This window comes from Shewanella sp. YLB-07, assembly GCF_009377275.1.
In genome coordinates this window covers 277,211-303,793 of record NZ_VOQB01000002.1, presented here as the reverse complement: position 1 = coordinate 303,793, position 26,583 = coordinate 277,211, and the positions used below count along the sequence as shown (strand labels likewise).

The following is a 26,583-nucleotide window of genomic DNA, read 5'->3' as shown; positions in this document are numbered from 1 at the left end:
GATTACATCCAAAATGCGATATAAATAAGTGTAAATACAGGTAATGCAGCTGTCAGACTGTCTATTCGGTCGAGTATGCCACCATGCCCGGGCAAGATGGTGCCTGAATCTTTAATGTCGGCCACCCGCTTGAACATACTCTCTGACAAGTCTCCCACCGCCGAGACTAGGGCGATAAATAAAGTCACAGCAACGACCAAGCCTAGCTCCTGCTCTGGTGAAACCAGCATCACGCCGATCACAATAATCATGCTGGTTATTAAACCGCCGACTAATCCTTCGATAGTCTTGGCCGGGCTCACGTTAGGCATCAACTTAGTACGCCCAAGGGCTTTGCCCGCAAAATAGGCTCCGCTATCGGTAGCCCAGACCACAAGCATAACCAGGAAGACTAAGATCCCACCGTAATAAGGGTCTGTTTCAGAACTTAGCCCCTTGAGCGCAATCAAGGCTGCAAAGCAAGGAATCAGGGTAAGCTGCCCAAACATAGACTTGAACATGTGGCTCTTTTGCCACAGAGCCGAACTCTTCGGAAAAGAGAGCACCAATAAGAGTGAGATAGCCCACCACAAGGCTCCAATCAAGATGATAGCCAGGTAGACCGGATGCAGATGACCTTTAAACCAAAGCTCATCGCTAGGAACAAACAGGTTGAGTGCGATTAATAGCGCACCTATGGTGATGGTAAAGCTCCACTGCGTTATTTGACAGCGTTTATCGATGATCTGTCCCCACTCCTTGGCTGCAATCAGAAATACCGGCACTAATACCCATGCAAAGTATTCTGTAGGGAGGAAAAAAACCGCTCCCAAAACCAAGGGAATTAACCACATTGCTGTTATTATTCGTTGTTTTAGCAAAAAAAAACCCTCAAAAAAATTATGACTCGGACTGTATCGTCTCTATTTGGCAACCAGTCAGGCCGAACCTTCGTTGACGAGATGCAAAAGTTGCAACAGCCTGTTTAAAAGCATTTTCATCAAAATCAGGCCATAAAGTGTCAGTAAAAACCAACTCGGCATAGGCTGCCTGCCATAATATGAAATTACTGATACGATAGTCCCCGCCCGTTCGTATCATTAAATCAACTTCGGCTTGGTTTTGCATGCATAAATGCTGACTTAGGGCCTCTTCGGTGAACTGACTGCTGTTCATTTCACCATTTTCCACTTTTTTAGCCAGTGCCTGTGCCGCCTGCATGATGTCCCAACGACCACCATAGTTAGCCGCAACATTGAGTATTAGCTCGCTATTACCGGCTGTTTTCGCTTCAGCTGCGGCAATTTGTTTCTGTAAACGGTCAGAAAAACGACTGATGTCGCCGATAATATTGAGCCTGACACCATTTTTATGCAGCAGCTTTATTTCTCGTTGCAACACTGTAAAGAAGAGTTCCATCAAGAGGGAAACCTCCTTATCGGGTCGGCGCCAGTTTTCACTCGAAAATGCAAATAACGTTAACGAGCCGATCCCCATCTCTCTGGCGGTACTCACTGCTCGTCTGACGGTTTTTACTCCCGCCTTGTGCCCCATTACTCTGGGTTTCCCCTGCGCCTGCGCCCAACGTCCGTTACCATCCATAATGATGGCGACGTGTTTAGGCTTAGACTGTTTAACAAGTTCTGCAATCTCCTCGGGAGAGAACTCAGAACCAGACTGGGAATCGATTGACATCTATTACAACCCTTAAAAAAGCAAACGCCGTGTAGTATACCGCTACACGGCGTCTGAACTCTAGTTTCTTAGCCCTAGATTAGACTTCCATCAACTCTGCTTCTTTTGCAGACAAAAGATCATCGATCTGCTTAATATGCGCATCGGTGAATTTTTGAATCTCATCTTCGGTGCGGTGCACGTCATCTTCGGTACACTCTTTCTCTTTCTCTAATGCTTTAACTTCCGAGTTAGCATCACGACGCACGTTACGAACAGAGATTCGGCTATTTTCAGCTTCGGCGCGAACAACCTTGATAAGGTCTTTACGACGCTCTTCTGTCAATGCTGGAAGTGGAATGCGTATGACGGCACCGGCAGACATAGGGTTCAGACCTAGATCTGAAGTCATAATTGCCTTCTCTACCGCTTTGATCATAGTCGCATCGAACACAGAAACAGCCAGAGTACGTGAATCTTCGATAGTCACGTTACCCACTTGCTTAAGCGGCGTCATTGAACCGTAATAAGAGACCTTAATCGAATCTAAAAGACTAGGATGAGCACGACCCGTACGAACCTTAGCCATCTGAGTCTTAGTGGCTTCTATACATTTAGCCATACGTGTTTGAGCATCTTGTTTGATTTCGTTTATCACGTTAAATATCCTTTAAATGAGTCACTAAATTCTTAGTCATAGGACTAGCCAGTCACACTAAGTCGATAACTTTTTGCTGACTGGATATTACAATAATTTTAGTTGGTTGTTGTCATTGATTTGATCATGGTGCCTTCCCGTTCACCCATAATGACTCGACGCAGGGCACCAGGCTTGTTCATGTTAAATACCAATATAGGCATGTTGTGATCTCTTGCCATGGTAAATGCAGCAAGATCCATCACTTTTAATTCTTTCTCCAGAATTTCATCGTAACCCATTTCATCATACATTACTGCATCAGGGTTCTTCACTGGATCATCTGAGTAGACGCCATCTACCTTAGTGCCTTTAATCACGACTTCGGCTTCGATTTCGATACCCCGCAAACAAGCTGCTGAATCTGTGGTACAGAAAGGGTTACCCGTACCGGCAGCAAAAATGACGACTCGACCGGACTTTAGCAAGCTAATGGCTTCGGCCCAATTATAATCATCGCAGACACCTTTGAGCGGGATAGCTGACATCAATCGAGCATTGACGTAAGCACGATGTAGAGCATCACGCATCGCCAAACCATTCATTACTGTGGCTAGCATACCCATATGATCGCCAACGACGCGGTTCATACCCGCTTGTGCAAGCCCCTCACCACGGAACAAGTTACCGCCACCAATAACAACACCTACCTGAAGACCGAGCTCAACCAGTTCTTTAATCTCTTGAGCCATGCGATCTAAGACTTTAGGATCTATGCCAAAGCCTTCTTCGCCCATTAAGGCTTCACCACTGAGTTTGAGAAGAATACGTCGAAATGCAGGTTTAGGATTCGTGCTCATTTTTATAGTCCCGATTGATGCCGATAGGTAAAATAATACAATAAGACCGCAGCAAGTGCCGCGGTCTTAGGAGTGCTTACAACAGGAGATTAAGCCTTAGTAGCAGCTATGGTAGCAGCAACTTCAGCAGCAAAATCTTCTTCTTTCTTCGCGATACCTTCGCCAACTTCTAAACGAACGAAGCCTGATACAGTAGCGCCTTTCTCTTTAAGAATTGCACCAACAGTTTTCTTAGGCTCCATGATGTAAGCTTGACCAGTAAGAGATATCTCACCAGTGAACTTCTTCATTCTACCGAAAACCATTTTCTCTGCAATCTCTGCAGGCTTGCCTTCGTTCATAGCGATTTCGATCTGAAGTGCTTTTTCTTTTTCCACTAGATCAGCTGGAACATCTTCAGGGTTAACGAATTCAGGCTTAGAAGCAGCAACGTGCATTGCGACGTGCTTTAGCGTTTCTTCGTCAGCTTCACCGGCTACAACAACACCGATACGCTCACCGTGACGGTAAGAGGCAAGGTTTGCACCATCAATGTACTCAACGCGACGAACGTTGATGTTTTCACCGATTTGAGTCACTAATGCAACACGTGTTTCTTCGAACTGAGCTTTCAACTCTTCGATAGATACTTTAGATGCAGCTGCAACCTCTAGTACACCGTTAGCGAATGCTAGGAAGCTTGCATCTTTTGCCACGAAGTCTGTTTGACAGTTAACTTCTAAAAGTGCAGCGAAACCTTCGCCATTTTTAATCAGGATAGTACCTTCAGCAGCTATGTTACCTGCTTTTTTAGCAGCTTTCGCAGCACCGCTCTTACGCATGTTATCAATCGCTAGTTCGATGTCACCATCGGTTTCAACCAACGCTTTCTTACAATCCATCATGCCAGCGCCAGTGCGTTGACGAAGTTCTTTAACTTGGGCAGCAGTAATTGCCATTGTTAAATCCTCTATAGATAAGTCTACAAATTCACTAGATATAAAACAGGGGCCTTAAGGCCCCTGCTCACCAATCATGTATCTTGGTTAATAAGGGATGAAAATCATCGACCCTATTATTCGGCTTCTACGAAACCGTCTTGCTCCGCTTGAACAGCAAGATCTTGACCACGGCCAGCTTTAGCGGCAGAAGCAACAGACTCAGTGTACAAACGAATAGAACGCATAGCGTCATCATTACCAGGAATGATGTAGTTGATGCCGTCTGGTGAAGAGTTAGTATCAACAATAGCAACAACTGGGATACCCAGGTTGTTAGCTTCTTTAACAGCGATGTGCTCGTGATCTGCACCGATAATGAAAAGAACGTCAGGCAGACCGCCCATGTTCTTAATGCCACCAAGAGACTTGTCTAGCTTCGCAAGTTCACGAGTACGCATCAAAGCTTCTTTCTTAGTAAGCTTGTCGAAAGTACCATCTACAGACTGGCTTTCAAGATCTTTAAGACGCTTGATTGATTGACGCACTGTTTTCCAGTTAGTCAACATACCGCCTAACCAGCGGTGATCAACATAGTACTGGTCACAAGAAATTGCAGACTCTTTGATTGCTTCGCTTGCAGCACGCTTAGTACCAACAAAAAGAACCTTACCTTTCTTTGAAGCAACGTTGCTGATGAAAGCAAGCGCTTCATTGAACATAGGCACAGTGTGCTCTAAATTGATGATGTGAACACCATTACGGGCACCAAAGATGAAAGGCTTCATCTTTGGGTTCCAGTAACGAGTCTGGTGACCGAAGTGAACACCGGCTTTAAGCATGTCGCGCATTGAAACTGTAGTCATTTTATTACCTTAAATTATTTGGGGGTTAGACCTCCACGCATCCCATATCTTCGACCTATACAGGCACCCCGAAGAATGTGTCGATACGTGTGTGATTTAGTATTTAATAAATAGCCATGTATAATGGCCGCCATCTTAACTCTACATCCTAGGTTTTTTGCTAGAATCCCTATTACATTGAATAGTGAGTATCTTCACACCACCAAAGATGAGATTAGAGTCAAACATAACGGCGCGCTTTATACCATATTAGGACCGAGAACACAAATTTTCCGTGTGTTTTACACTAATAAAATGCGCACTAAAACCCTCATAAATCGAGACACGAGAGATAGCTAAATGAGTATAGTGATAAAGACTGCTGAAGAGATAGAGAAAATGCGGGCTGCAGGCAAGTTAGCGGCCGAAGTCTTAGAGATGGTGGGCCCCTTCGTAAAAGCCGGTGTCACCACTAACGAGCTAAATGATATCTGTGCCAAGTTTACCGAAGATAATGGCGCGATATCGGCCCCTCTCGATTATCATGGCTTTCCCAAGTCTATCTGCACCTCTGTCAATGAGGTGATCTGCCATGGTATTCCCAGCGACCGAGCCCTGAAAGACGGTGACGTCATCAATATCGACATTACCGTGATCAAAGATGGCTTCCATGGCGATACATCTAAGATGTTTTTAATTGGTGATGTTAGCCCCAAGGATATGCGCCTGTGCCGTGTCGCTCAAGAAAGTCTATATGCCAGCATACGTAAGGTGCGTCCGGGAATGAAATTGGGTGAAATTGGCACCATAGTCGAGAAGTTTATCAAGACCAAGAAAACCGGCCTGGAAAAATACACCATAGTCAAAGATTATTGTGGTCACGGCATAGGTGCAGGCTTCCATGAAGAGCCTCAGGTCATGCACTACAAAAATAGCGATAAAACAGTTTTACGTCCAGGCATGTGTTTCACTATTGAACCCATGATAAATGCGGGTCGTCACACCTGTATTTTAGATAAGGATGACAACTGGACAGTGACCACTTCCGATGGTAAAAACTCCGCCCAATGGGAACATACCTTGCTGATCACCAAGACTGGTGTTGAAGTATTGACCCTACGCTCAGAGGAAGATTTCCCAAGAATCATCAACCACTGATAATAGTCAGCCTCTTCCATACTGAGTACCAGTTAAGTTAATTGGTACTTTTGTGTGCTCAACCCGCTAGCTTAGGGATTAAGGGAACTATATGACCATTGAATCGGCGCAAATTGCCAAGGTGGCACTGTTCGATCAAAATGATGAACTACTGACTCGCTTTCGCAATAAAGACCCCATCAAACAACTCGTCGCCCAGCGTAGTCAGTTTGTCGATTCGATACTGCAACAGGAGTGGTTAAGCCACGGACTTGACAAATTTTCTATCGCACTTATCGCCGTTGGCGGATATGGACGAGCCGAATTGCATCCACATTCCGATGTTGACCTGCTATTTTTAGTCGAGTTTGACCTTTGTCCTGATGCGGAGACCGCCCTCAGCCAGTATATCGCCTTCCTGTGGGACGCAGGCCTAGAAGTTGGGCATAGTGTACGAACTGTGGCACAAACCTTAGAGCAAGGTCGTCATGATGTCACTGTTGTGACTAACCTGCTCGAGGCCAGATTATTATGTGGCCCTATGACGCTCTACCAATCTCTGTATCAGAGCATTCGCAAAGACGATTTTTGGCCGGCAAGTGACTTTTTTATCGCCAAGCGAGAAGAGCAATTAGCTCGCCACGCCAGGGCCAGTGCATTCGATCTTGAGCCTAACCTTAAGACCTGCCCGGGGGGATTGAGAGACATACATACGGTCGCTTGGGTAGCGATGAGGCACTTCGATGCTGCCAAGGCAGAAGATCTGGTCGAACATGGTTTTCTCGATAGGGATGAGCTCGAGGAGCTACTCGAATGCCAGTATTTCCTGTGGGAACTCAGGTTTGCCCTGCACCTTATCTCCGGCAGAGATGAAAACCGACTCTTGTTCGACCTTCAACGCCAAGTTGCCGATCTTATGGGCTATGAAGATTCGACTCAACTCGGTGTCGAGCAGATGATGAAACGCTACTATCGCACGGTCAGACGTGTGATGGAGCTTAACCAGATGCTATTACAACTGTTTAAGCGTGCAACCCTAGGCCATACCAAGGCACTGGAAATAAAGAAGATAAATGATAATTATCAACTACGCGGCACCTATATCGAATCCCTGACCGCCGATATCTTCGAGCAGCCCGTAGAAATAATGAAGCTTTTCCTGCATGTGGCAAAAAACTCTAACATCAAAGGGATATATGCACCGACATTGAGAAGCCTGCGTAAGGCCAGACGTCAGCAGCCCCACCCCTTGATGAACCACGCCGATTGCAGAGCGATATTTTTAGAGATATTAAGACACCCCAGAGGCATTGCCTCGCTGTCCTTGATGCATCGTCACGGTGTGTTATCTGCCTACCTACCGGCATGGCGAAATATCGAGGGGCAGATGCAATTTGATCTCTTTCATGCCTATACGGTCGATGAACATACTCACAGGCTGCTACAAAACATAGATCGCTTCTCTCACCCGGAGCAGAAAGATGAGTTCCCTCTGGGATCAGTGCTGATCAATCAACTGCCCAAGAAAGGCTTACTGGTTTTAGCCGCTATCTTTCACGATATCGCTAAGGGGCGAGGTGGTAATCACAGTAAGTTAGGCGCCATAGATGCGAGGGACTTCTGTAAACTTCACGGCCTCAATGATCACGATGGAAGACTAGTGTCCTGGCTGGTAGAAAATCACTTGGTTATGTCAATCACGGCTCAACGACGCGATATTTCAGATCCCGATGTGGTGGCGGAATTTGCCGATAAGGTCCGTGATGCGGTCCACCTCAGCTACCTTTATTGCCTGACGGTAGCCGATATCTGTGCTACCAATGAGAAAACATGGAACAACTGGAAAGGTTCTTTGCTGCGAGATCTCTACTTTTCGACCCAAAGGGTGTTAGCCAGAGGCAAAGAAAAACCCGTCGATATCAGGGCTCGGGTGAGAGAAAATCAAGCTAAAGCCAAGAAAGAGTTGCTCAGACGAGGCATTAAAGAGAAGAGTTTAGATGCGTTATGGCAAAGATTTAAAGCCGATTACTTTTTACGCCACCAGCCCAATCAGATAGCCTGGCACTCAGAAGCCATCATCAAGCACAAACATGATGAGCCATTAGTCATACTCTCCAAGCATACGACCAGAGGCGGCACCGAGCTATTTGTCTATGGACAGGATAAACCTAAGCTGTTCGCCACAGTGATGACCTTGCTCGACAATAAAAACATCAATGTCCATGATGCCAGCATCATGACCTCAAAAGATAATTATGCGCTGGATTCTTTTGTCATTTTAGAGCAGGATGGGAGCCCAGTCGCACAGATAGCACGTATTCAAGGAATTAAAAAGGCACTGGTAAAAGCCCTAAGTGGTGACACACCTAAATTACCTAAGTTTAAGAAGCTCCCTCGCAAGATGAAGCAATTTAAAGTGCAAACTCAGGTGAGTTTCCTGCCATCACGCCGTCATGGAACCAGCATGATGGAGCTCATCACTTTAGATAGCCCGGGGCTATTAGCCAAAGTCGGCGATACATTATACCGATGTAACATAAAGCTGATGGCCGCAAAGATAACCACCATAGGCGAGCGTGCAGAGGACTTCTTCATGTTACAGAATGCCGATGGAGAACAATTGAGCCAGATTCAACAGCAGGAGTTGAGTGATAACTTGACTCAAGCGCTAGATCGGCCACAGCAAAATTAGCTCAAACATATAAATATTCACTGTTTTTAATATAACATTCACTTATAACTTATTCTGGAGAAGTAAATGGAGGCTTTACGCCAACGTATAGAGGCGGCTTTTGAAGCTCGCGCCGAGATCAGCCCTAGCACAGTAGATGCAAGTGTACGTGCTGATGTTGAGAAAGTGATTAACATGCTTGATAAGGGTGAAGCCAGAGTCGCTGAGAAGATTGATGGCCAATGGCACGTACACCAATGGCTGAAGAAAGCTGTATTGCTCTCCTTCAGAATTTTCGATAACGGTGTTATCGATGGCGGAGAGACTAAATACTTCGATAAAGTCCCGATGAAATTTGCCGATTATGATGAAGCGCGCTTCAGAGAAGAGGCTATCCGTGTCGTACCACCGGCAACAGTACGTAAAGGCTCTTTCATCGGCAAAAACACAGTGCTAATGCCTTCTTACGTAAACCTTGGTGCTTATGTCGATGAAGGCACCATGGTCGATACTTGGGCCACAGTAGGTTCATGTGCCCAGATTGGCAAGAATGTCCACTTATCAGGTGGCGTCGGCATAGGGGGGGTATTAGAGCCATTACAAGCAGGTCCAACTATCATCGAAGATAACTGTTTCATCGGTGCACGTTCTGAAGTCGTGGAAGGTGTTATCGTCGAAGAGGGCAGCGTGATCTCTATGGGCGTCTACCTTGGTCAAAGCACACGTATCTATGATCGTGAAACTGGCGAAATCCACTATGGTCGCGTTCCTGCCGGCTCTGTCGTGGTATCGGGTACCTTACCTTCAAAATGTGGCAAATATAACCTCTACGCCGCCATCATAGTCAAGAAAGTAGATGCTAAGACTCGCGGTAAAGTCGGTATCAATGAACTACTAAGAATCGTTGACTAAAATTAGCCCGTTTACTCTGCTAGTCACCTTTGCTGATAGATAAGATGACAATCTTTAAAATCCCACTTTTGGTGGGATTTTTTATGCCAACTCAGTTAAAAACACAAATTGTTACTCAGTGAAACACTCTGTTCCCAGCGCCACATCCTGATACACTTGTATACAACTAGCTTACAGCATTCCTAGCAGAAACCAGCTTAAATCATAACAACCCTTAAAGAAAAAGACGCTAGGAGCAACCCATGAAAAAACTACTCGCTATCGCAGTGTTCGCTCTATCTCCAATGGCATTTTCAGTTTCAGCTGGCATGACGGCTCATATGGAAAACACCCTTGTGGCCGTCTGTAAAGCCGGAGCCAGTAACAGCCTTTATAAGTTTAGAGATACCATGAAGAGCTACCACATTAACAAGCAGAGAATTTTCCCACGCTTAGTCTGTAATGGCGAAAACTTCCATCAATTTGCATTGAGCCATGGAGCAGATAAAACGGCGAACAAGATCTCCCCTTATATGAAGGGAACGGTAACAATTAAAGATATTGCTATGACCTATGGTTCGGATGAAATAATGGCCGTTAACTATTAAAGTTAATATTCTATATTACTTATGTCATAAAGAGCCTTTACTGGCTCTTTTTTATTATCTATAAAAAATACTTACTTCACCTGAAAACCATTAACACAAATAGATTATAAGAATATTAAAGTATGATACTTACCAATCGTTAAAAATCTTGCTTTTCTATATAATAAAACTAAATTTAAAATAACTAAGAGTAATAATCAATAATATTTTGTTACCTTCAGAAACCTCCTGAACCCACCTTTACGTCTAGATACACTTAGATACACTTAGATACAAATACAATAAAGCTATATTTATAAAACTCCGCTTTAATATACCAATGTCAAAAACAAACTATTTATTCAAGTATTAATAACGTAACGCTAGGAGCGACACATGAAAAAAGTAATGACACTAACGGCATTGATATTAACCTCTCTTACATTCAACGCCTCGGCTGCAATGGAACCTAAGCTGGAACAGAAGCTTATAGAAATTTGTAAGACCGGATTAACCGATAATTTATACAGATTTAATAGAACCATGATGAAAAATAAAATAAACAAACGCAGAATATTTCCAAGATTAGTCTGTAATGGCGAGAGTTTTCATGAGTTTGCTATTTCCAATGGCTCAAATCACGTAGCAAAAAAAATAGCTCCATTTATTCAAGGAACGACATCGATAACTGATCTGGCTATGAACAACACTAGATCTAAAGTATTACCCGTGAACTTTTAATACTCCACATAATATTTCCTGAATAATTTAAAGGCGCACCTGCGCCTTTAAAACCCTATGTGACTTAAAATACCACAGTCTTATTCCCATACACGATAACTTCTTCATGTAATACCAACTGTAGCGCCTTACTTAATACACTCTTCTCAACATCTCGTCCGTTCTTAGCTAAGTCTTCGGCACTAAAACTATGATCCACCGGAATAACATCTTGCTTGATGATAGGCCCTTCGTCTAAACAGTTATTCACGAAATGCGCCGTTGCACCAATGATTTTCACCCCCCTCTCCCAAGCCTGACGATAGGGGGAGGCACCTATAAATGCCGGTAAAAAAGAATGATGAATATTGATGATGCGATTGGGATACCTTGCTACAAATTCAGGGGTTAAGATACGCATGAACTTGGCGAGCACCACATATTCGGGCTGATAAGCCTCTATCACCTCGATCATCTTCTTCTCATGCTCAAGGCGAGTCATATCTTGATGACAGATAAAATGAAAAGGTATATCAAATTTAACCGCTAGCGGTTCAAGAGTCTCATAATTCCCCACTATCGCAGCAATTTCAACATCTAGACCGCCATAGTAGGCCTTCATCAAGATATCACCGAGACAATGTGCCTCTTTAGTCACCATGATCACAATACGCTTCTTACTTAAGCTCACTAGCTTCACATGGCTCGAATCAGGAAGCACTTCATTCAAGTCAAATAAGATCAGTGAATCATCAAACACCCCTTCAAGCTCAGTTCGCATAAAGAAGCGCCCCTGAGCGTTATCGACAAACTCACTGTTTTTAATGATATTAAGCTGATGTTTAAAACATACACCCGTTATCTTTGTGATCAGTCCCTGTGCATCGGCACAGTCTGTTATCAAGACTTTCCTTTCCATTCTTCCCCCTATAATTCGTAAAATTAATTCATAAATCTAAAGTGAAATGTCAACATACTATCGTGGGGATCAAGAGCGAGTATCTATATATCGCTGTAATAATCTGCGTAAGCTTTCCGCTTTAGTGCCGTAAACGACTTGTATACCCTTGCCAACGACCACGACCCCCTTAGCGCCAAGCTGCTCTAGCCTGAGTTTATCGACTAAACCCGGTTGCTTTACGCTGATCCTAAGCCGAGTCAGGCATGCATTGAGATCTAAGATATTATCTGCACCGCCCAGCGCGTTAACTATGGTTCTTAGGCTAGCCTTCGGCTGCAGCTCCTCTTCCATCCGGCCAGGGGTTTTAAGGTTAAAGAATAAAATAGAGCCCCGAAAGACTAAATAATAAATCAATGCTGTGATCGGACCTAAAATCAGAAACCATTCGCTATTTTGTGAGTTATTAAACAAAAGAGTAAAATCGACCAACCCATGTGAAAATACCAGACTGTGATGTATATCCAACGAGATACAAACTGCATATGCCAGCCCGGTCATTAAAGCATGCAGTAAAAATAGAAAAGGAGCGACAAACATAAAGGCAAACTCTATGGGTTCGGTCACCCCCGTTAACCAACTGGCTGAAGCGGCTGAGATCATAATGCCTGCGACTCGATTTCTCTGAGTCTTATCTGCACATCGCCAGATGGCAATAGCAGCGGCAGGGAGCCCCCACATTTTAATCAGATAGCCTCCGGCTAAATTACCGGCCAAAGGATCGCCGGCAAGATACCTAGCAACCTCCCCCCTGATAACCTCCCCCTCTTTCACAAATTGTCCCATCTCCAAATAAAATGGTGCATTCCATATATGATGCAGACCCAATGGGATAAGTAACCGCTCCACGGTTCCATAGAGCGCAAACGCTTGTGCTGGTTTTTGGTAAACAACCCAATCAGAAAATCGCTCTATTTGCAGTGATAAGCTAGGCCAGATATTTATGAGCAGATATGAGAGTGCGATACAGAGAGGGATCATCAGTAACGGAGCGCTTCTCCTTCCTTCAAAGAAAGAAAATACGGCAGGAAGCCGTACATTTTCGCTCTGTTTAACGGCGAGACAAGTCACGGCCCCAACTAGCATGCCACCAGCAATGCCAGTGTCTATGGTATTAATCCCCCATAGCATCCGAGTCGATATGCCATAGACCTCGGCTAGCGCAGCCATGCTTGAAAGGTAGACACCAAAGCCAAAAACCGCAGTGAATGCGGCTATACCTTGATCCTTACAAAATCCGATGGATACGGCGACGGCAAATAGCATGGGCATCATGGTAAAGATGAGCTTCCCCACCGCAAGCATGACCAAAGAGATTGCGTCAGGAATAAATGGCAGAGGATTCGATGCCAAACCTATCATCACGCCAGCAGCGGGTAAAATTGCAATCGGGATTAACAGCGCTTGACTCAGCCTCTGCGCAAATTTAAACCAGTGTTGACTAATATATCTTAGGCAACCATTTCCATATCGATTAATGCGTTCCAACTTTGCAGCCATGCCTTCGCTTCTACCTCTGGTTCCATTGTTTCACATGCATCGATTTTCAGTACTTCACCGATACGTTTAGCACCACATTCTGTAAGCAGTTCATCAAACTTGACCCCAGCTCCACAAAAGGTCTCATAGCTGGAATCGCCTAAGGCTATCACCCCGTATTTCAATTGGGGCATGTATGGCGCTGTAGATTTTAAATTTTCAAACCATGGTTGTATATCTTCAGGCACATCGCCTTGGCCTGTGGTGGAACAAATCACCAATAACAGCTCATCTTGTGGAGGGACAAAACCGTCCAGTTGATCATGCATCAACAGCGACACCTCCCTCCCTTCTTCCTTTAGCACTCCAAACAGGGTCTCTGCAACAAACTGTGCATTACCATAGACAGTCCCAAAAACCAAATTCACTTTTTTCATGTTTCAGATCGCCCTGCGTTTAAATTAGATTTATACTTCAAACATACTTTATTGATAGCTTCATGCCAACTTATTCGGCTGAATCTTCAAGGGCCTTAAGATGCACCACTTCAGTAGACGCAAGCACATAAAGCATGTTCACCGCTCTGCTCATATCAGGCGTATGCGTTATTTCACATCACAACATACTAGCAATTACATTCCTGTTGGCCTTGCTGAACAAGTTCAAGAAAATGATCTCTCCACGTCTGATGATCTTGTAGTCGCTGTGGATAAGACTGGCTAAGCTAACAGATATGAAGTATCTGATGCCAAAGCCTCTTCGTCCCAACCTAAACCTTTAAATAGATCGAACCATTGATGTTCTAACTCGGTTTCGATAACCATACGCTCTCCCGTCCTGGGATGATTAAAAGTGAGTTGCTTAGCAATAAGCCAAAGCCTGTTTACCGAAAAATGTTCCCTGAAAAACTTATTCTGCTTACCATCTCCATGGGTTGTATCACCAAGGATTGGGTGTCTGAGATGCGCCATGTGTCGTCTCAGCTGATGTTTACGCCCCGTATGAGGAGTTAATTTCACCAGCGCATAACGACTGGAAGCATAACGACCAGAAGAAAAAGGGATCTCAGTATTTAACAAAGGCTGATAACTGGTCACCGCATCTTGAGCCGGTTTATCTGGAGCTACATCCTTATCACCCAAATCATCGAGCTCTACTTTCAATGGATAATCTAAGGTAGCCGCTTCATGCATATTGCCACGCACTATGGCGAGATAATGCTTTTCAATGGTCTTATCAGCAAATTGCTCACATAACGCATTGGCCATTTCACTGCTCTTAGCAAATAACAATACCCCTGAGGTTGGCCGGTCGAGGCGATGAACGGGAAAAACATGACAGCCGACTTTATCTCGAGTCAATTGCATCGCAAAGAATCGTTCCCGACGAGCCAAATATGATCGATGAACCAGTAAACCTGCAGGTTTATGAATCGCAACGATATCGTCATCTTCAAATAAGATTTCAATCTCAGGGGGCGCTTCCTCGATTGTCTCTTCGCCAGCAAGATTCTCTTCTACTTGTTTCAAGTGAGTCATATTACTCACTTGTTTGTCTTCTTTATCTTGGTTCACTGAGAAATTTATCCAAATCATCAAAAATCATAATTAATGTGTGCCGCTCTTTTACATCATTCCATACATGATGTGCCATAGGTGCGATGGCTATGTTATTGGGTAACACTTGCCTACTGGCAATCAAGGCACGCATTTTAGGAATAAAAATAAACTGCACCCAGCTTTCAAAAGACATGGCCTCACAGCTAAAAGGTGATGTATCGGCCATGGCTTCTGCTGAGGGCACATCCAGATTCCATAGAGAACGACGCTTTAATTCTTCTTCTAACTCTTGTAGCTTCTGAGTCGTTTTTATATACAACAAATAGTAACCTTATTTTTAGCGTAAATAGGCCTTAAGCCGAACCATGTCCGCTTCTCTAATTTGAGACCTGTAAATAATACCATCTCAACCCACTTCACCCTATACTAGACGCCATTACATCACGGATCTCAGTGTTACGGCAGAAAAATGACAGAAATCACCACCCTTAGCCAGTTTTTATCGACAGCAAATACTCAGTTTCAAGTCTATGATATGGGCAGAAGAGTGCAAAGCATCGATATGATGGCGTTTCACCAATTCGAGAATCTGGCATCACCTTATCCTTATCCCATTCAGGGACATGCCCAGTTTGCCATCGTATTTTGGGATGCGAGCCAGCAACATTATATCTGGTTTCTAAAATTACCATTAGATGAACGCGGCCTACTCTCCCCCGCACCCAGAACCCAATTCATCAAGATGATCATAGAAGCTTTAGGGCGAGATCCAACTAAAGATTTAACTGAAGCAGAGCAGCAGAAGCTCGCTAATCATCCTTTCGCTTTTAAACCATCGGCAGAAAAGCTGGCACTGTTTAATGCTCTGGTGAGAAAGCAGCTTAATGGTAAGGCCTCTTCTCAATATGAGTATGCGTACCAATACCTCAGCGGACAAATCTCAGCCGATAAGTGGCAACAAGTCGGTCTACAAGGGATTGCCGATATCAGTGTTAGAGCCAACGAACTCGATCACCTCCAGCAGCTAGTCAATAGCTTTGACTACTGCTCAATTGAAGTTCAGATTGCCCTGTGCCAATGTTTCGAGCATCTTACTCTTGAAAAGAGCCTCGCCAACAGAGTTTTTGAACAACTGCTCAGTACCGATAAGCAAAATAAGCTCTATTTTTTACGTGCTCTGGCATCGAATGAAGAATTAACCCAGCAAGCGATTTCACATATTCAAGAGCAAGGAATACTCGATGCTGAAGCCTTGATCACTATAGCAGGCAGAAATTGGACTGTACTCAAGCTTGAGCAAACCCGCACTATTTTCTTAGAAGCTCTGGCAAGCCAAGAACAGCATTTCTTCAATCAAATTTTTGCAGATATTGTGGCAATACCAGCATTACGATCACTGATCCTCGCTGAACTGCGTAACCCAAAGAGAAGCCCACAATTAGCATCTGCAATTGGTGGATTATTTAAGGTCATAAAATCATGATGACAGATTTTTTACTTATCGTTGCACTCGTCGTTGTTGCCGCATTTTTTTGGCAATTGAGGCAGATGGCTGAAATCAGTCGACTATTTGCCCAGAGAGAGTGCAATAAACAAAAGGTACAACTACTCGCCATTGCAATGGAATCGGCTAGACCAAGTATAGGTGGCAGCAGCGGACTTACATGGAAGGCTAAGTATCTGCTTGAATTTAGTACCGATGGTATTAATCAGTATAAGGCTGAAATATGGATGCATGGGAAAAAAGTACAGAAGGTTAAATGGCCAATTTTCCCGGAACCCGAATGGCTTGATGCACCAGAATCTCGCGGTTCTGTAGGCGGAAGCTGTGGCTCTAAAGGCAGCTGTAATACAGGCAAGTGCAAATAAGGCTGTAAGGATAGTAAAGCTAATATACTGAAAAGAAAAAACGCGGCTCCTAGAAGCCGCGCTTTTTGTCTCTTTTGTTAAGCAATCCTGCTATTTATTATGCTCCCTGCACCATCCATGCGTTCAATGTGCTCCCTGCATCATCCCTGTAACGTCCTGTTATTTCCCTGTATAGTGGATATAAATACCCACTGTTACTTCTCCATTTACTCGGTAGTCCATTAACCGAGCTAACTCATCCTTAAGCGTGTCCATAAGGTCATCCATGTATATCCGTACTTATATCCGTATACTGCTCCATTTACTCGATAATCCATTAACCGAGCTGACTCAATCCTTGAGCGTGTCCCTAAAATCCATCCCTGTATATCGTACTTACTATCCGTATACTGCTCCATTTACTCGATAATCCATTAACCGAGCTGACTCAATCCTTGAGCGTGTCCCTAAAATCCATCCCTGTATATCGTACTTACTATCCGTATACTGCTCCATTTACTCGATAATCCATTAACCGAGCTGACTCAATCCTTGAGCGTGTCCCTAAAATCCATCCCTGTATATCGTACTTACTATCCGTATACTACTCCATTTACTCGATAATCCATTAACCGAGCAGACTCATCCTTGAGCGTGTCCCTAAAGTCTTCCTTGTCGATTCCTTTCAGTACATTCCGTGTATACAATCTTCCAGATTGCAAATCTTTCCATCCTGGATAATCTGGCTTCCTTGATAGCGACGCTCAATCCTAAAGCGCCTCATCCATGACTGAATCCTTTCAGTGACGCTTCCTCTGCCACTGTCGATCTTCCTGATCACTGTATCCATTCACTTCATACATTTCCTTGTACGAGTTAAATTCTAGATGATCTTAATAATAATAATGTTCAAATACCAAACACCAAGATTAGCGCTAACTAAAAAACACAACAATGACAACACCAAGGCATTGTTTTAAAACAGAATACCCCAATCCATGTAGCATAACCATGACAAAAAAATTCTCTTGTCTTACATTCATGTGAGAGATGTCTCACACTAACGAAAGCAAATAAAGATGAAGACCAGAATATTGGCGATACTATATTTTGCATGATTCGAAAAGTGTAAACCTAACTCTGGACGGAACACGCGCAAAAGAAAGGGCACACCATTAGGCGTGCCCGATACTTATACTTTTTAGCTATCCTGCTAACTTACTTGCTCCCTGCATCATCCTTAATTATCTAGCTCCCTTTCTCTTCCCTGGGTCCATTTTATTTGGTAATCCTTATACCAAATCATACTCAATCCTTAAGTGTGTCCCCCTCTCTTCTCGAGAGTCATCCTTTAATCTATCCATGAAATCACATTCAAAATTAGACCAATTATTCACTTCGAAGTGCGAGCTGCATATCAGCTATCTTGTCCATTTAAATGCTCATTACATCCCTGTAAAAATGTCTAATAACAGATTAGGTTTCATCCTGAAATCAATAAGCGTTCTGCTATTAACTTAATAAGAATGATAATTGTAATGACAGCTATATACTCCTGCTGTAAGAAAAACAATAAAATCACATTCACAAAAAAAGCAAAGGAAAACCAATAACCATTTGAATTTTAATAGTTAGTTTTATCCGCAAAAATGAACAGTGAATTTCACACCACTTTGTCCCACATGGATGTAAGAGATATCTCACAGAGACTCAGGACGATGTTTACTTCACATATTTTGAATATTCGTGAATAGCCCACTGGGTAATGGGTAATGGGTAATGGGTAATGGGTAAAATAACTTATCGCAGTAATCTTGGTACTAACAGACTATTGAGGCATGCTGCTAGTTTATCTTTTAAATAATGGTGAGACTCTCTGAGCTAACATCACCCAGTCCGCCAAAAAACTATAAAGCGGATGTTGAAAAGTTGCCGGGCGGTTTTTCTCAAACATGAAATGACCCACCCAAGCAAAACCATAGCCCACTACCGGCAGAAGTATAAGCAAGTGGAAATTGCCACTAAAAAGGATTACTCATTATCTTGCCCTCGATAAAACAATAACTCTCCCTCAACCTTACCGATAAAGAGAGTCTCTAGGGCGGTAAAACCATGCAGGCTAAACAACTGAGCATGTTGCTGTTCACTAGCAAAAACACCAATACCATCCATTTCTGGTTGCTCATCACACCAACTCAAAACCGCTTGCACCAACTTACTACCTAAGCCTTTTTTCTGTTCAATAGGCGACACTGCAATAAATTGTAAAATGCCACAATTCGGACTCGGCAGGTGCTCTAACAAACAGGACTCTTTCTTAATCAAGGCTTGTGTCGATTGCCAACCGGTACTGATAAGCATCTTTAACCGCCAATGCCAATATCGAGACTCCCCCAGAGGCAGCTGCTGAGACACAATACATGCTACCCCGAGCATTCGCTCTCCCTCAAATAACCCAATTAACGTCTGTTCTTGTTGCCACAATTCATTTAACTCCTCCCTAATCGCCCCTCTGAGCTTTTGCTCATACATGGCAAGATCACCAGAATGAAATGATTCAATAAAAAAAGGGTCATCGTGGTAGGCGTTATAAAGTATCGAAGCCGCCACACGAAGATCTTCAGCCGTAAGGTATACCGCTCGATAGGTTTCTAATGTTTGATTATCTGTTGCCATCGGTTTAAGTTATCCCTTGATCTAAATCAATTAACAACCAATGTAGCAAGCAAGTTAAAGCGTGTAAATATTAATCATAAAGCGCTATTTATCCGTCAATTTAATGAAGTTTGATCCATACTAATATTTAAGCCACCTGTGTTATTCAGATAAGCGATAGGAAACCAACAATATGGACACCACACCTCAAGATCTTAGTCATCTTTTTGATCAATTAGGATTAGATAATAGCGAACAAAGTATTAACACATTTATCGCAAATCATACGGTACCCGCTAACGTTCTGCTCTGTCAGGCTGATTTTTGGAATGATTCTCAGAAGAGCTTTTTAAAAGAGGCAATTGAAGAGGACGCCCAATGGTCTGAGTTAATCGATCATTTAGACGCCCAACTTAGGTAATTTAGTTTACTAACTAGATATTTTTGTAGGCCATATTTCCCCAGCCTACAAGGGTATTATTGCTGATAACCACAGGAGTACATTCATCTTTTGTGGTTTTACCATCCCCCTTGTTACGCTGTGTGCGATAAAACAGCACATGAACCTCTTTGTCTTTCTCAATATAGGCTTCATTAAAATCTGCAGTTCCCATCAAGACGGTAACTTGATCTCGAGTCATACCCAGACTTAATCTAGCCAAGTTTTCACGATTGGTATCTTGAGTCTCTTCCCAGCCCTCTTGACCATTCCATCCCGATTCCCCATCACCAATATTGAGTACGCAGCCAGATAAGCTTAAACTTGTAATACCAATTAATGCCAAACCAATTAAATTTGTTTTCACTATGACTTCCTGTTTCTTTATTATAGATAACCTCAGAGAAAGCAAAAAACAAGCCAATAATACATCCTTTTGTTAAATAAGGATTTAATGTAGTAAACTCAGATCATACTGGTCACATTTACTAAACAAGTGAGAAAGATAACCAACTATGAGCCCAATAGAACAAATATTGGTAGCGGCTAAATCGATATCGATTGCAGGAAAAAAACCTAGCCTTGCACTGATCAAAACAAAAATTGGCAACAGTATTCCTATGCCCATACTGATCCAGGGCCTGCAGCAATTTAGGGCGATGGATGCTAGCTCAATAGAGAAGATCCCGAGTCAGGGTAAAATGCATGCAGCGGTCGTCCCTGATGAAGGTAAGTCCGAACTTGATCAGTTAAAAGCAGAGCTTACTCAATTAAAACTAGCCTACCAAAACCTTAATTCTCGATTAGAACAGCTTGAAAACCATAAAATGAAGGTGAAAAAATAATGCATGTTGTTGAATTAAGATTTGAATGTTTTGACAACACCACCATAACAGCAGCCGAAAAAACAATTAATGGGTTACTCGAAGCTTATAGAGCCAATGGGCAAATTTTAGGCCGTGAATTCGCCGTGGCATTCAATGATGGAGAGTTTAGAGTCAGGCTCTTGATGCCAGAGAAAAGTAGTTTAGCGAAACGTTTTAACAGCCCATGGGTTGAAAGAGCACTCGTCGAACTGACAGAGTCAAAAATACTCGCCCCGAGAGAAAAATACATAGGTCAAGACATCAATTCAGAAATCAGCAGCTCTGAAACACCAAGTTGGCAGCTTGTTTATACCAGCTATGTGCACATGTGCTCACCAGTACGAAACGGTGATACCTTGCAGCCCATCCCACTCTACCAGCTGCCAGCAACATTCAATGGCGATCATAAACGCATCATTCGCTGGCAAACTGAGTGGCAAGCCTGTGACGAACTGCAGATGGCTGCAGCAACAAAAGCTGAGTTTGCAGCATTAGAGGAGTTAACGTCTACGTCGAGTGATCTATTTCGCCGAGGCTGGGATCTGAGAGGTCGCATCGAATACTTAACAAGAATCCCAACCTATTATTACCTCTATCGTGTCGGCGGAGATAATCTAGCAAGCGAGAAAACTCGCCCCTGCCCCCGTTGTGGCAATAAAAACTGGCTTCTCGATGAACCTTTATTAGACATGTTCCACTTTCGCTGTGACAGCTGCCGAATCGTGTCAAACATCTCTTGGGATCATCTTTAGCTAGAAGCAATGAGGTCCAATAACCCCCAAGAGTTCGCGCATAATATCTTGTTACTTACCGCGCAGGTTTCGCCACATTAACTTAAACCGATTCCAAATTCCCGGATGGTCCAACTCAGGCATAGGCTCCTCGATATGAAGCTCAGGAGGCGCAATTCTAGGGGTTAGTTGGGCAATAAACTCATTTAAACTGCTAGTTAATTTTTCAGATGGCGCTTCACCAGGGATCTCAATCCAGACGCTGCCATCACTATTATCTACCGTTAGCATCTTATCTCCATCACCTAGCACACCGATAAACCAGGTAGGTGCTTGCTTTAATTTCTTCTTCATCATCAAATGACCAATCATATTTTGCTGTAGGTATTCAAAATCTGTCTGATTCCATACCTGTAATAGCTCCCCTTGTCCCCAATCACAATTAAACAGCAGAGGAGCTGAGAAATATTCGCCAAAAAATGCCCCTATGTCTGGGCTTAACTCTATATCTAACGCAATCTCAACATTAGAAAAAGATCCTGGCTCTTCTCTTCTTACCGGCTTCCAACATACGGTGACCTCTTCATTAGACTCATCGTAATTACTGGGTTCAAACTCCCCTTCAATACAAATAGATCCTTCACCTCTAGGGTAGTAACGCGGAGATTCACCTAGCTTTTCGAGATAAGCCAGTTGATATATTTTCAAGAAATTATCTAAAGCAGGTAGAGAAGACACTTAGCAGGAGTCCAAAATTTGAGTATAATGTACTCCTATTTTGACATGGAATATCTATTGATGACACAAGTTCATGATCCCTATACGGATGCCGAGGCACTCAGTGGCTTAACACTGGGTAAAGCAACGGGCTATCAGGCCGAGTATGACGCATCTTTGCTGCAAGGGGTTCCGCGTAAACTTAATCGTGATGCACTCGAACTCAATGAAAGTTTGCCTTTTCATGGCACTGATATCTGGACGGGTTATGAACTATCTTGGCTCAATGCCAAAGGCAAGCCAGTCGTTGCCATAGCCGAGTTTCAACTCTGCTATGATAGCGACAACTTGATCGAATCTAAGTCATTTAAGCTCTATCTCAATAGTTTCAATCAAACCAAATTCGACGATATAGAACAAGTACAGGCCACCTTAACCCAAGACTTGTCAAGATGTGCCGTAGGCGATGTCAGCGTTAAGATATTTGAACCTAAACAGTTCGCTAGCCAACGCATCGTTGAACTTCCAGGAACCTGTATCGACGATCTTGATATAGAAGTTGATGACTACAATTTTAACCCTCAATACCTTGAGAACAGCACAGACGAGAAAGCGGTCGTTGCCGAAACGCTTAATTCTAACCTGCTTAAATCTAACTGTTTGATCACCTCTCAGCCCGATTGGGGCAGTGTGATGATCCGTTATCAGGGGCCAAAAATCGATAGAGAAAAGCTACTCAGGTATCTCATCTCATTCCGCCAGCATAATGAGTTTCATGAGCAGTGTATCGAGCGTATCTTTGTCGATCTGAAACGTTTCTGCAATTGCACCAAACTAACCGTGTATGCTCGTTATACACGTCGTGGTGGATTAGATATTAACCCTTACCGTAGTGATTTTGAGACTCCACCAGAAAATCATCGTTTAGCCAGGCAATAAGCGGAAGAATAATAAGGTTTTAATGAAAGAAAGGTGAGCCATGCTCATCTTTCTTTAGAAGAAATATCTCTAGTAATCAACAAAAAACACTAGAGATAATCAACCACAGTAACCTCCACGATTAGCTTTAGCCGTTACGTAAGGTAAACATAAATGCTCATTCTCTGTCTCTCAAATAAAAAGCTAATGCATTACTCGTTGATTAACTTTTTTAAAGTATTTCTTAACCAGATACTCGCAGGATTTCGATCTAACTTCTTACTCCAAACCATATGATAGTTAATAGCACGAGTATCGAGAGGTGGCTGCAGTACCTGTAAGCCGAACAGCTCGGCATATTCTTGAGAAAAGGTTTGAGCAGCGACAGCGATAGCATCACATTTAGCCACGGTCGCCAACATAGCGAGAATAGAGGATTGCTCACAATACACCTCTCTGTGAGGTAAGACTTCATCGGTTAGAAAATCTACCATACTCAAGTTACCCCGTTTCATATTCAAAACGATATGCTTCTCACTAAAATACTGCTCACGGCTCAGGGTGTTTGATATTCTCGGGTGCCCCTTTCTTACCACACATACCAAATTATCTTGCATCAAGAGTTCGTTCGAGAAAGATGCTAATTCAGGCTTGGTCAGGTCAATAGCCAGATCGACAGCTTCGAGCTGAAGATCTAATTGAAGTTGCTCTTCCTGTATCGGTATTTCACGAAATACAATATCGACAGACAATGATTTAAGGTGATCATTTACTCGCTTATGTAGCAAGCCTATTGTCGTTTCATGAGCATATACATAAAACGTACGCTCACTACATAGGGGATCAAACACCTTCATCCCCTGTAAGGATTGCTCGATACTCGATAGCGGCTCCTTAAACTCTTCATACAAGCTAAGTGCTCCAGCCGTCGGTTTGACCCCCCTGCCCACTCGAATAAAGAGATCTTCTCCCACGGTAGATTTAAGCCGGTTAATCGCATTGCTCACGGAAGATTGGGTGAGGTCTAACTCCTCTGCGGCCTTACTGAAAGATCCCACCCTACATACCGTAATAAAAACACGTAAAAGGTTGAGATCAAAATGTTTCTGTTGGGGCATAGCAGGTTCCTGAGTATATTTTAAAACAGTTTTAATATTCACAATATAAATATTAACTTCAAGGTTAGCGCTAATTATTAATCTATTCAAGCTGGATATACTGACGTCAATCAATACACTTTGACCAAGGTAGTTCCATGAAAAAATCACTTATCTCTGTATCAATCATAGCGGTCTTGTCTTTCAATAGCCTTGCCGCTCAGCATGAGCACGAAAGCATCAGCGTTAACTATCAGGGCAAAGATGCGACGGCTCAAACAGCTCAAGCCAATAATGACTTCGCAAAGCATCTAAACTTCTCAGATACTGCAGCCTTCGATCAGGCCTCAAAAAACCTTATCGCCAAGCTAGATAGCAAGACAGCGGCTATTTTGCGCGCCGATTTTGAATATATCAGTGGTAAAGCCCCAGATACTGTAAACCCATCCCTATACCGTCAAGCAAAATTGAATATGGTGGCCGACGGTTTATATAAGGTACGCGACGGTATATACCAAATTCGCGGTACCGATCTTGCCAACATGACACTGATCCGCTCCGAACACGGCTGGATTGCCTATGATGTCTTGCTAACCAAGGAAGCGGCCAAACTATCACTCAAATTTGCCATGAAGAATTTACCCGAAGGTGGTGATCTTCCGGTTGTTGCCATGATCTACTCCCACAGCCACGTCGACCATTTCGGTGGTTCACGTGGGGTGCAGGAACTCTACCCTGATGTAAAAGTGTATGGTTCCAACAATATAACCAAAGAAATTGTCGACGAAAACGTACTAGCTGGAAATGCCATGAGCCGACGCGTCGCATATCAATACGGCTCGACCTTAGACAAAAATGATCACGGTATCGTCGATGCGGCCCTGGGGAAGGGATTATCGAAAGGTGAGATAACCTATGTCAAACCCGACTACACCTTAAACAGTGAAGGCAAGTGGGAAACACTGACCATAGATGGCTTAGAAATGGTATTTATGGACGCCTCGGGTACCGAAGCCACCTCAGAGATGATCACCTATATTCCCTCAATGAAGGCATTGTGGACCGCCGAGCTCACCTATCAGGGAATGCACAATATCTATACCTTGCGCGGCGCCAAAGTGCGTGACGCCCTTAAGTGGTCCAAAGATATTAACACGATGATCAACACTTTCGGTGGCGAAGTCAAAACCTTATTCTCTGCCCACACGGCACCGATTTGGGGCAATAGTGAGATCAACGATTTCCTTAGGCTACAACGAGATAACTATGGCTTAATTCACAATCAGACACTGCGCCTGGCTAACCAAGGAGTCACCATTCAGGATATAGGGGATGCGATCCAAGAAACGATCCCTGAATCTATCATCAAGTCATGGCATACCAATGGCTATCATGGTTCTTACAGTCATAATGCCAAGGCTGTCTACAACATGTACTTAGGTTATTTTGACATGAACCCGGCTAATCTAAATCCTCTGCCAACCCACCCAGAAGCCGCTAAATTTGTCGATTATATGGGCGGTGCCAATGCCGTAATTAAGCGCGCTCAATCTGACTACTCACAAGGTGAGTATCGCTTCGTGGCAACTGCAATGAATAAGGTGGTGATGGCCGATCCTGGTAACAATACCGCACGTCAGCTACTGGCCGATACCTATGAGCAACTCGGTTATCAGTCTGAAACCGCCGGTTGGAGAAACATCTACCTCACTGGCGCTCAGGAGCTAAGAATAGGCATCATGCCTGGAGCGCCTAAAACAGCGTCAGCGGATGTGATCAGCGAAATGGATATGCCAACTCTGTTCGACTTCCTGGCGGTCAAAATCGACAGTATTAAGGCAGCTAAGCAAGGTCTGGTGACGATGAACATCATCACTCCGGACGACAAGCGTATTCTATATGTAGAGATGAGTAACGGTAACTTGAGTAACATAGAAGTGACAAAGCCTAAGCCAGCCGATGCAAACCTGACAGTCAATAAAGCCGACGTGACTCGTATTCTTATGGGTCAAACTAAACTCAAAACGTTACTGTTAAATGGTACAGCAAAGTTAAGCGGCGACAAGACGGCATTCAATAAGATAGCTTCTAGCCTAGTCGAATTTAAACCTGACTTTGAAATCGTGCCTTTAAAGCCAGTGAATGGAACCCACTAAGACTCAAGTGAGCAAAGCTGTTTTTTAATACTATTCGCTAGATTAAAACAGACTAAAACAGGCCTCTAAAACACCCAAAATTCTCACCTTGGGTGTTTTTTTAGTTACTGACATTACGACTTTACATAAGCATAGGTTCAACAATTGAACCTATGCTTTTCCTCATTGATACCAGCTTCATTAAACCGTTGCAAACCAATCAAAGTTCCTATTTCAGGCCTGCATCATCCGAAAAACCTAAA

Annotated in this window: 28 protein-coding genes and 1 pseudogene; 13 read left to right on the top strand and 16 right to left on the bottom strand. The window is 43.4% G+C overall.

Annotated features, from left to right (window positions below; all coding sequences use genetic code 11):
• Positions 1-2: 2 nt before the first annotated feature.
• The 6 genes from FS373_RS05235 to rpsB form a co-directional block, all read right to left on the bottom strand.
• Positions 3-860, bottom strand: a complete 858-nt coding sequence (locus tag FS373_RS05235; RefSeq protein WP_144047471.1) for a phosphatidate cytidylyltransferase — start codon at positions 858-860, stop codon at positions 3-5.
• A gap of 19 nt (positions 861-879) precedes the next feature.
• Positions 880-1,674, bottom strand: coding sequence for a polyprenyl diphosphate synthase (gene uppS / locus FS373_RS05230; protein ID WP_144047472.1), 795 nt, complete (start codon positions 1,672-1,674; stop codon positions 880-882).
• 79 nt (positions 1,675-1,753) lie between these two features.
• The gene (gene frr / locus FS373_RS05225; RefSeq protein WP_144047473.1) at positions 1,754-2,311 is read right to left on the bottom strand and encodes a ribosome recycling factor; all 558 of its coding nucleotides are present in this window, start codon (positions 2,309-2,311) and stop codon (positions 1,754-1,756) included.
• Positions 2,312-2,409: 98 nt separating this feature from the next.
• Positions 2,410-3,150 (bottom strand): UMP kinase, encoded by a 741-nt coding sequence (pyrH, locus tag FS373_RS05220; RefSeq protein WP_144047474.1) that lies wholly within the window; start codon positions 3,148-3,150, stop codon positions 2,410-2,412.
• 89 nt (positions 3,151-3,239) lie between these two features.
• Positions 3,240-4,088, bottom strand: a complete 849-nt coding sequence (gene tsf / locus FS373_RS05215) for a translation elongation factor Ts (RefSeq protein ID WP_144047475.1) — start codon at positions 4,086-4,088, stop codon at positions 3,240-3,242.
• Positions 4,089-4,204: 116 nt separating this feature from the next.
• Positions 4,205-4,933: a 30S ribosomal protein S2 gene (rpsB, locus tag FS373_RS05210; RefSeq protein WP_144047476.1), complete on the bottom strand. Its 729-nt coding sequence runs from the start codon at positions 4,931-4,933 to the stop codon at positions 4,205-4,207.
• Positions 4,934-5,272: 339 nt separating this feature from the next.
• On the opposite strand from rpsB, the gene map reads away from it, so the two are divergent.
• The 5 genes from map (at position 5,273) to FS373_RS05185 (ending at position 10,939) form a co-directional block, all read left to right on the top strand.
• Complete coding sequence (gene map, locus FS373_RS05205; RefSeq protein ID WP_144047477.1) at positions 5,273-6,070, top strand: type I methionyl aminopeptidase; 798 nt, start codon at positions 5,273-5,275, stop codon at positions 6,068-6,070.
• A gap of 91 nt (positions 6,071-6,161) precedes the next feature.
• Positions 6,162-8,741: a bifunctional uridylyltransferase/uridylyl-removing protein GlnD gene (gene glnD / locus FS373_RS05200; protein ID WP_152828881.1), complete on the top strand. Its 2,580-nt coding sequence runs from the start codon at positions 6,162-6,164 to the stop codon at positions 8,739-8,741.
• A 66-nt stretch (positions 8,742-8,807) separates the two neighbouring features.
• Entirely contained in the window at positions 8,808-9,632 is an 825-nt protein-coding gene (gene dapD / locus FS373_RS05195) for a 2,3,4,5-tetrahydropyridine-2,6-dicarboxylate N-succinyltransferase (protein WP_144047479.1), read from the top strand.
• A gap of 242 nt (positions 9,633-9,874) precedes the next feature.
• Entirely contained in the window at positions 9,875-10,219 is a 345-nt protein-coding gene (locus FS373_RS05190) for a DUF3718 domain-containing protein (RefSeq protein ID WP_144047480.1), read from the top strand.
• Between the two features lie 375 nt (positions 10,220-10,594).
• Positions 10,595-10,939: a DUF3718 domain-containing protein gene (locus FS373_RS05185; RefSeq protein ID WP_144047481.1), complete on the top strand. Its 345-nt coding sequence runs from the start codon at positions 10,595-10,597 to the stop codon at positions 10,937-10,939.
• A 64-nt stretch (positions 10,940-11,003) separates the two neighbouring features.
• Here the strand turns inward: FS373_RS05185 and purU are convergent, their stop codons facing one another.
• The 3 genes from purU to FS373_RS05170 form a co-directional block, all read right to left on the bottom strand.
• Positions 11,004-11,837 (bottom strand): formyltetrahydrofolate deformylase, encoded by an 834-nt coding sequence (gene purU, locus FS373_RS05180; protein WP_144047482.1) that lies wholly within the window; start codon positions 11,835-11,837, stop codon positions 11,004-11,006.
• 69 nt (positions 11,838-11,906) lie between these two features.
• Positions 11,907-13,376 carry a PTS transporter subunit EIIC gene (locus FS373_RS05175; RefSeq protein WP_144047483.1) on the bottom strand — a complete coding sequence of 490 codons (1,470 nt, stop codon included), beginning with the start codon at positions 13,374-13,376 and terminating at the stop codon, positions 11,907-11,909.
• Positions 13,328-13,792, bottom strand: a complete 465-nt coding sequence (locus tag FS373_RS05170; protein WP_144047484.1) for a flavodoxin — start codon at positions 13,790-13,792, stop codon at positions 13,328-13,330. The genes FS373_RS05175 and FS373_RS05170 overlap by 49 nt, the downstream gene beginning before the upstream one ends.
• 100 nt (positions 13,793-13,892) lie before the next feature.
• Between FS373_RS05170 and FS373_RS05165 the strand changes: the two genes are divergently transcribed.
• Positions 13,893-14,078, top strand: a complete 186-nt coding sequence (locus FS373_RS05165) for a hypothetical protein (protein ID WP_152828880.1) — start codon at positions 13,893-13,895, stop codon at positions 14,076-14,078.
• Here the strand turns inward: FS373_RS05165 and truC are convergent.
• Together truC and FS373_RS05155 are read right to left on the bottom strand one after the other, a co-directional pair.
• Positions 14,075-14,893, bottom strand: a complete 819-nt coding sequence (truC, locus tag FS373_RS05160) for a tRNA pseudouridine(65) synthase TruC (RefSeq protein WP_144049060.1) — start codon at positions 14,891-14,893, stop codon at positions 14,075-14,077. The two genes, FS373_RS05165 and truC, sit on opposite strands and share 4 nt — an antisense overlap.
• A gap of 22 nt (positions 14,894-14,915) precedes the next feature.
• Positions 14,916-15,236 (bottom strand): YqcC family protein, encoded by a 321-nt coding sequence (locus tag FS373_RS05155; RefSeq protein WP_152828879.1) that lies wholly within the window; start codon positions 15,234-15,236, stop codon positions 14,916-14,918.
• Positions 15,237-15,383: 147 nt separating this feature from the next.
• Here FS373_RS05155 and FS373_RS05150 point away from each other — a divergent pair, with 147 nt between their 5' ends.
• Positions 15,384-16,397: a DUF3549 family protein gene (locus FS373_RS05150; RefSeq protein ID WP_152828878.1), complete on the top strand. Its 1,014-nt coding sequence runs from the start codon at positions 15,384-15,386 to the stop codon at positions 16,395-16,397.
• The gene (locus tag FS373_RS05145) at positions 16,394-16,783 is read left to right on the top strand and encodes a DUF3301 domain-containing protein (protein WP_144047487.1); all 390 of its coding nucleotides are present in this window, start codon (positions 16,394-16,396) and stop codon (positions 16,781-16,783) included. Before FS373_RS05150 ends, FS373_RS05145 begins: the two co-directional genes overlap by 4 nt.
• 1,828 nt (positions 16,784-18,611) lie before the next feature.
• Here the strand turns inward: FS373_RS05145 and FS373_RS05140 are convergent.
• A pseudogene (locus tag FS373_RS05140) lies at positions 18,612-18,788 on the bottom strand (Mpo1-like protein); the annotation flags it as partial.
• A gap of 5 nt (positions 18,789-18,793) precedes the next feature.
• Entirely contained in the window at positions 18,794-19,438 is a 645-nt protein-coding gene (locus FS373_RS05135; RefSeq protein ID WP_152828876.1) for a GNAT family N-acetyltransferase, read from the bottom strand.
• A gap of 172 nt (positions 19,439-19,610) precedes the next feature.
• Here FS373_RS05135 and FS373_RS05130 point away from each other — a divergent pair, with 172 nt between their 5' ends.
• Complete coding sequence (locus FS373_RS05130; RefSeq protein WP_144047488.1) at positions 19,611-19,838, top strand: DUF2789 domain-containing protein; 228 nt, start codon at positions 19,611-19,613, stop codon at positions 19,836-19,838.
• A gap of 13 nt (positions 19,839-19,851) precedes the next feature.
• On the opposite strand, the gene FS373_RS05125 is transcribed toward FS373_RS05130, so the two are convergent.
• The gene (locus FS373_RS05125; protein ID WP_144047489.1) at positions 19,852-20,223 is read right to left on the bottom strand and encodes a DUF3192 domain-containing protein; all 372 of its coding nucleotides are present in this window, start codon (positions 20,221-20,223) and stop codon (positions 19,852-19,854) included.
• A gap of 148 nt (positions 20,224-20,371) precedes the next feature.
• Between FS373_RS05125 and FS373_RS05120 the strand changes: the two genes are divergently transcribed.
• Both FS373_RS05120 and FS373_RS05115 read left to right on the top strand, forming a co-directional pair.
• Positions 20,372-20,701 carry a hypothetical protein gene (locus tag FS373_RS05120; RefSeq protein ID WP_152828875.1) on the top strand — a complete coding sequence of 110 codons (330 nt, stop codon included), beginning with the start codon at positions 20,372-20,374 and terminating at the stop codon, positions 20,699-20,701.
• Positions 20,701-21,474 (top strand): Zn-ribbon-containing protein, encoded by a 774-nt coding sequence (locus FS373_RS05115; protein WP_144047491.1) that lies wholly within the window; start codon positions 20,701-20,703, stop codon positions 21,472-21,474. The genes FS373_RS05120 and FS373_RS05115 overlap by 1 nt, the downstream gene beginning before the upstream one ends.
• A gap of 51 nt (positions 21,475-21,525) precedes the next feature.
• Here the strand turns inward: FS373_RS05115 and syd are convergent, their stop codons facing one another.
• On the bottom strand, positions 21,526-22,191 hold the full coding sequence (gene syd, locus FS373_RS05110) for a SecY-interacting protein (protein ID WP_144047492.1): 666 nt from the start codon (positions 22,189-22,191) through the stop codon (positions 21,526-21,528).
• 60 nt (positions 22,192-22,251) lie between these two features.
• On the opposite strand from syd, the gene queF reads away from it, so the two are divergent.
• The gene (gene queF / locus FS373_RS05105) at positions 22,252-23,109 is read left to right on the top strand and encodes an NADPH-dependent 7-cyano-7-deazaguanine reductase QueF (RefSeq protein ID WP_185976867.1); all 858 of its coding nucleotides are present in this window, start codon (positions 22,252-22,254) and stop codon (positions 23,107-23,109) included.
• Positions 23,110-23,300: 191 nt separating this feature from the next.
• Here queF and FS373_RS05100 read toward each other — a convergent pair whose 3' ends face one another.
• Positions 23,301-24,206 (bottom strand): LysR family transcriptional regulator, encoded by a 906-nt coding sequence (locus FS373_RS05100; protein ID WP_144047493.1) that lies wholly within the window; start codon positions 24,204-24,206, stop codon positions 23,301-23,303.
• 137 nt (positions 24,207-24,343) lie between these two features.
• On the opposite strand from FS373_RS05100, the gene FS373_RS05095 reads away from it, so the two are divergent.
• A complete protein-coding gene (locus tag FS373_RS05095; RefSeq protein WP_152828873.1) occupies positions 24,344-26,341 on the top strand; it encodes an alkyl/aryl-sulfatase in 1,998 nt (665 codons plus the stop codon).
• Positions 26,342-26,583 lie beyond the last annotated feature (242 nt).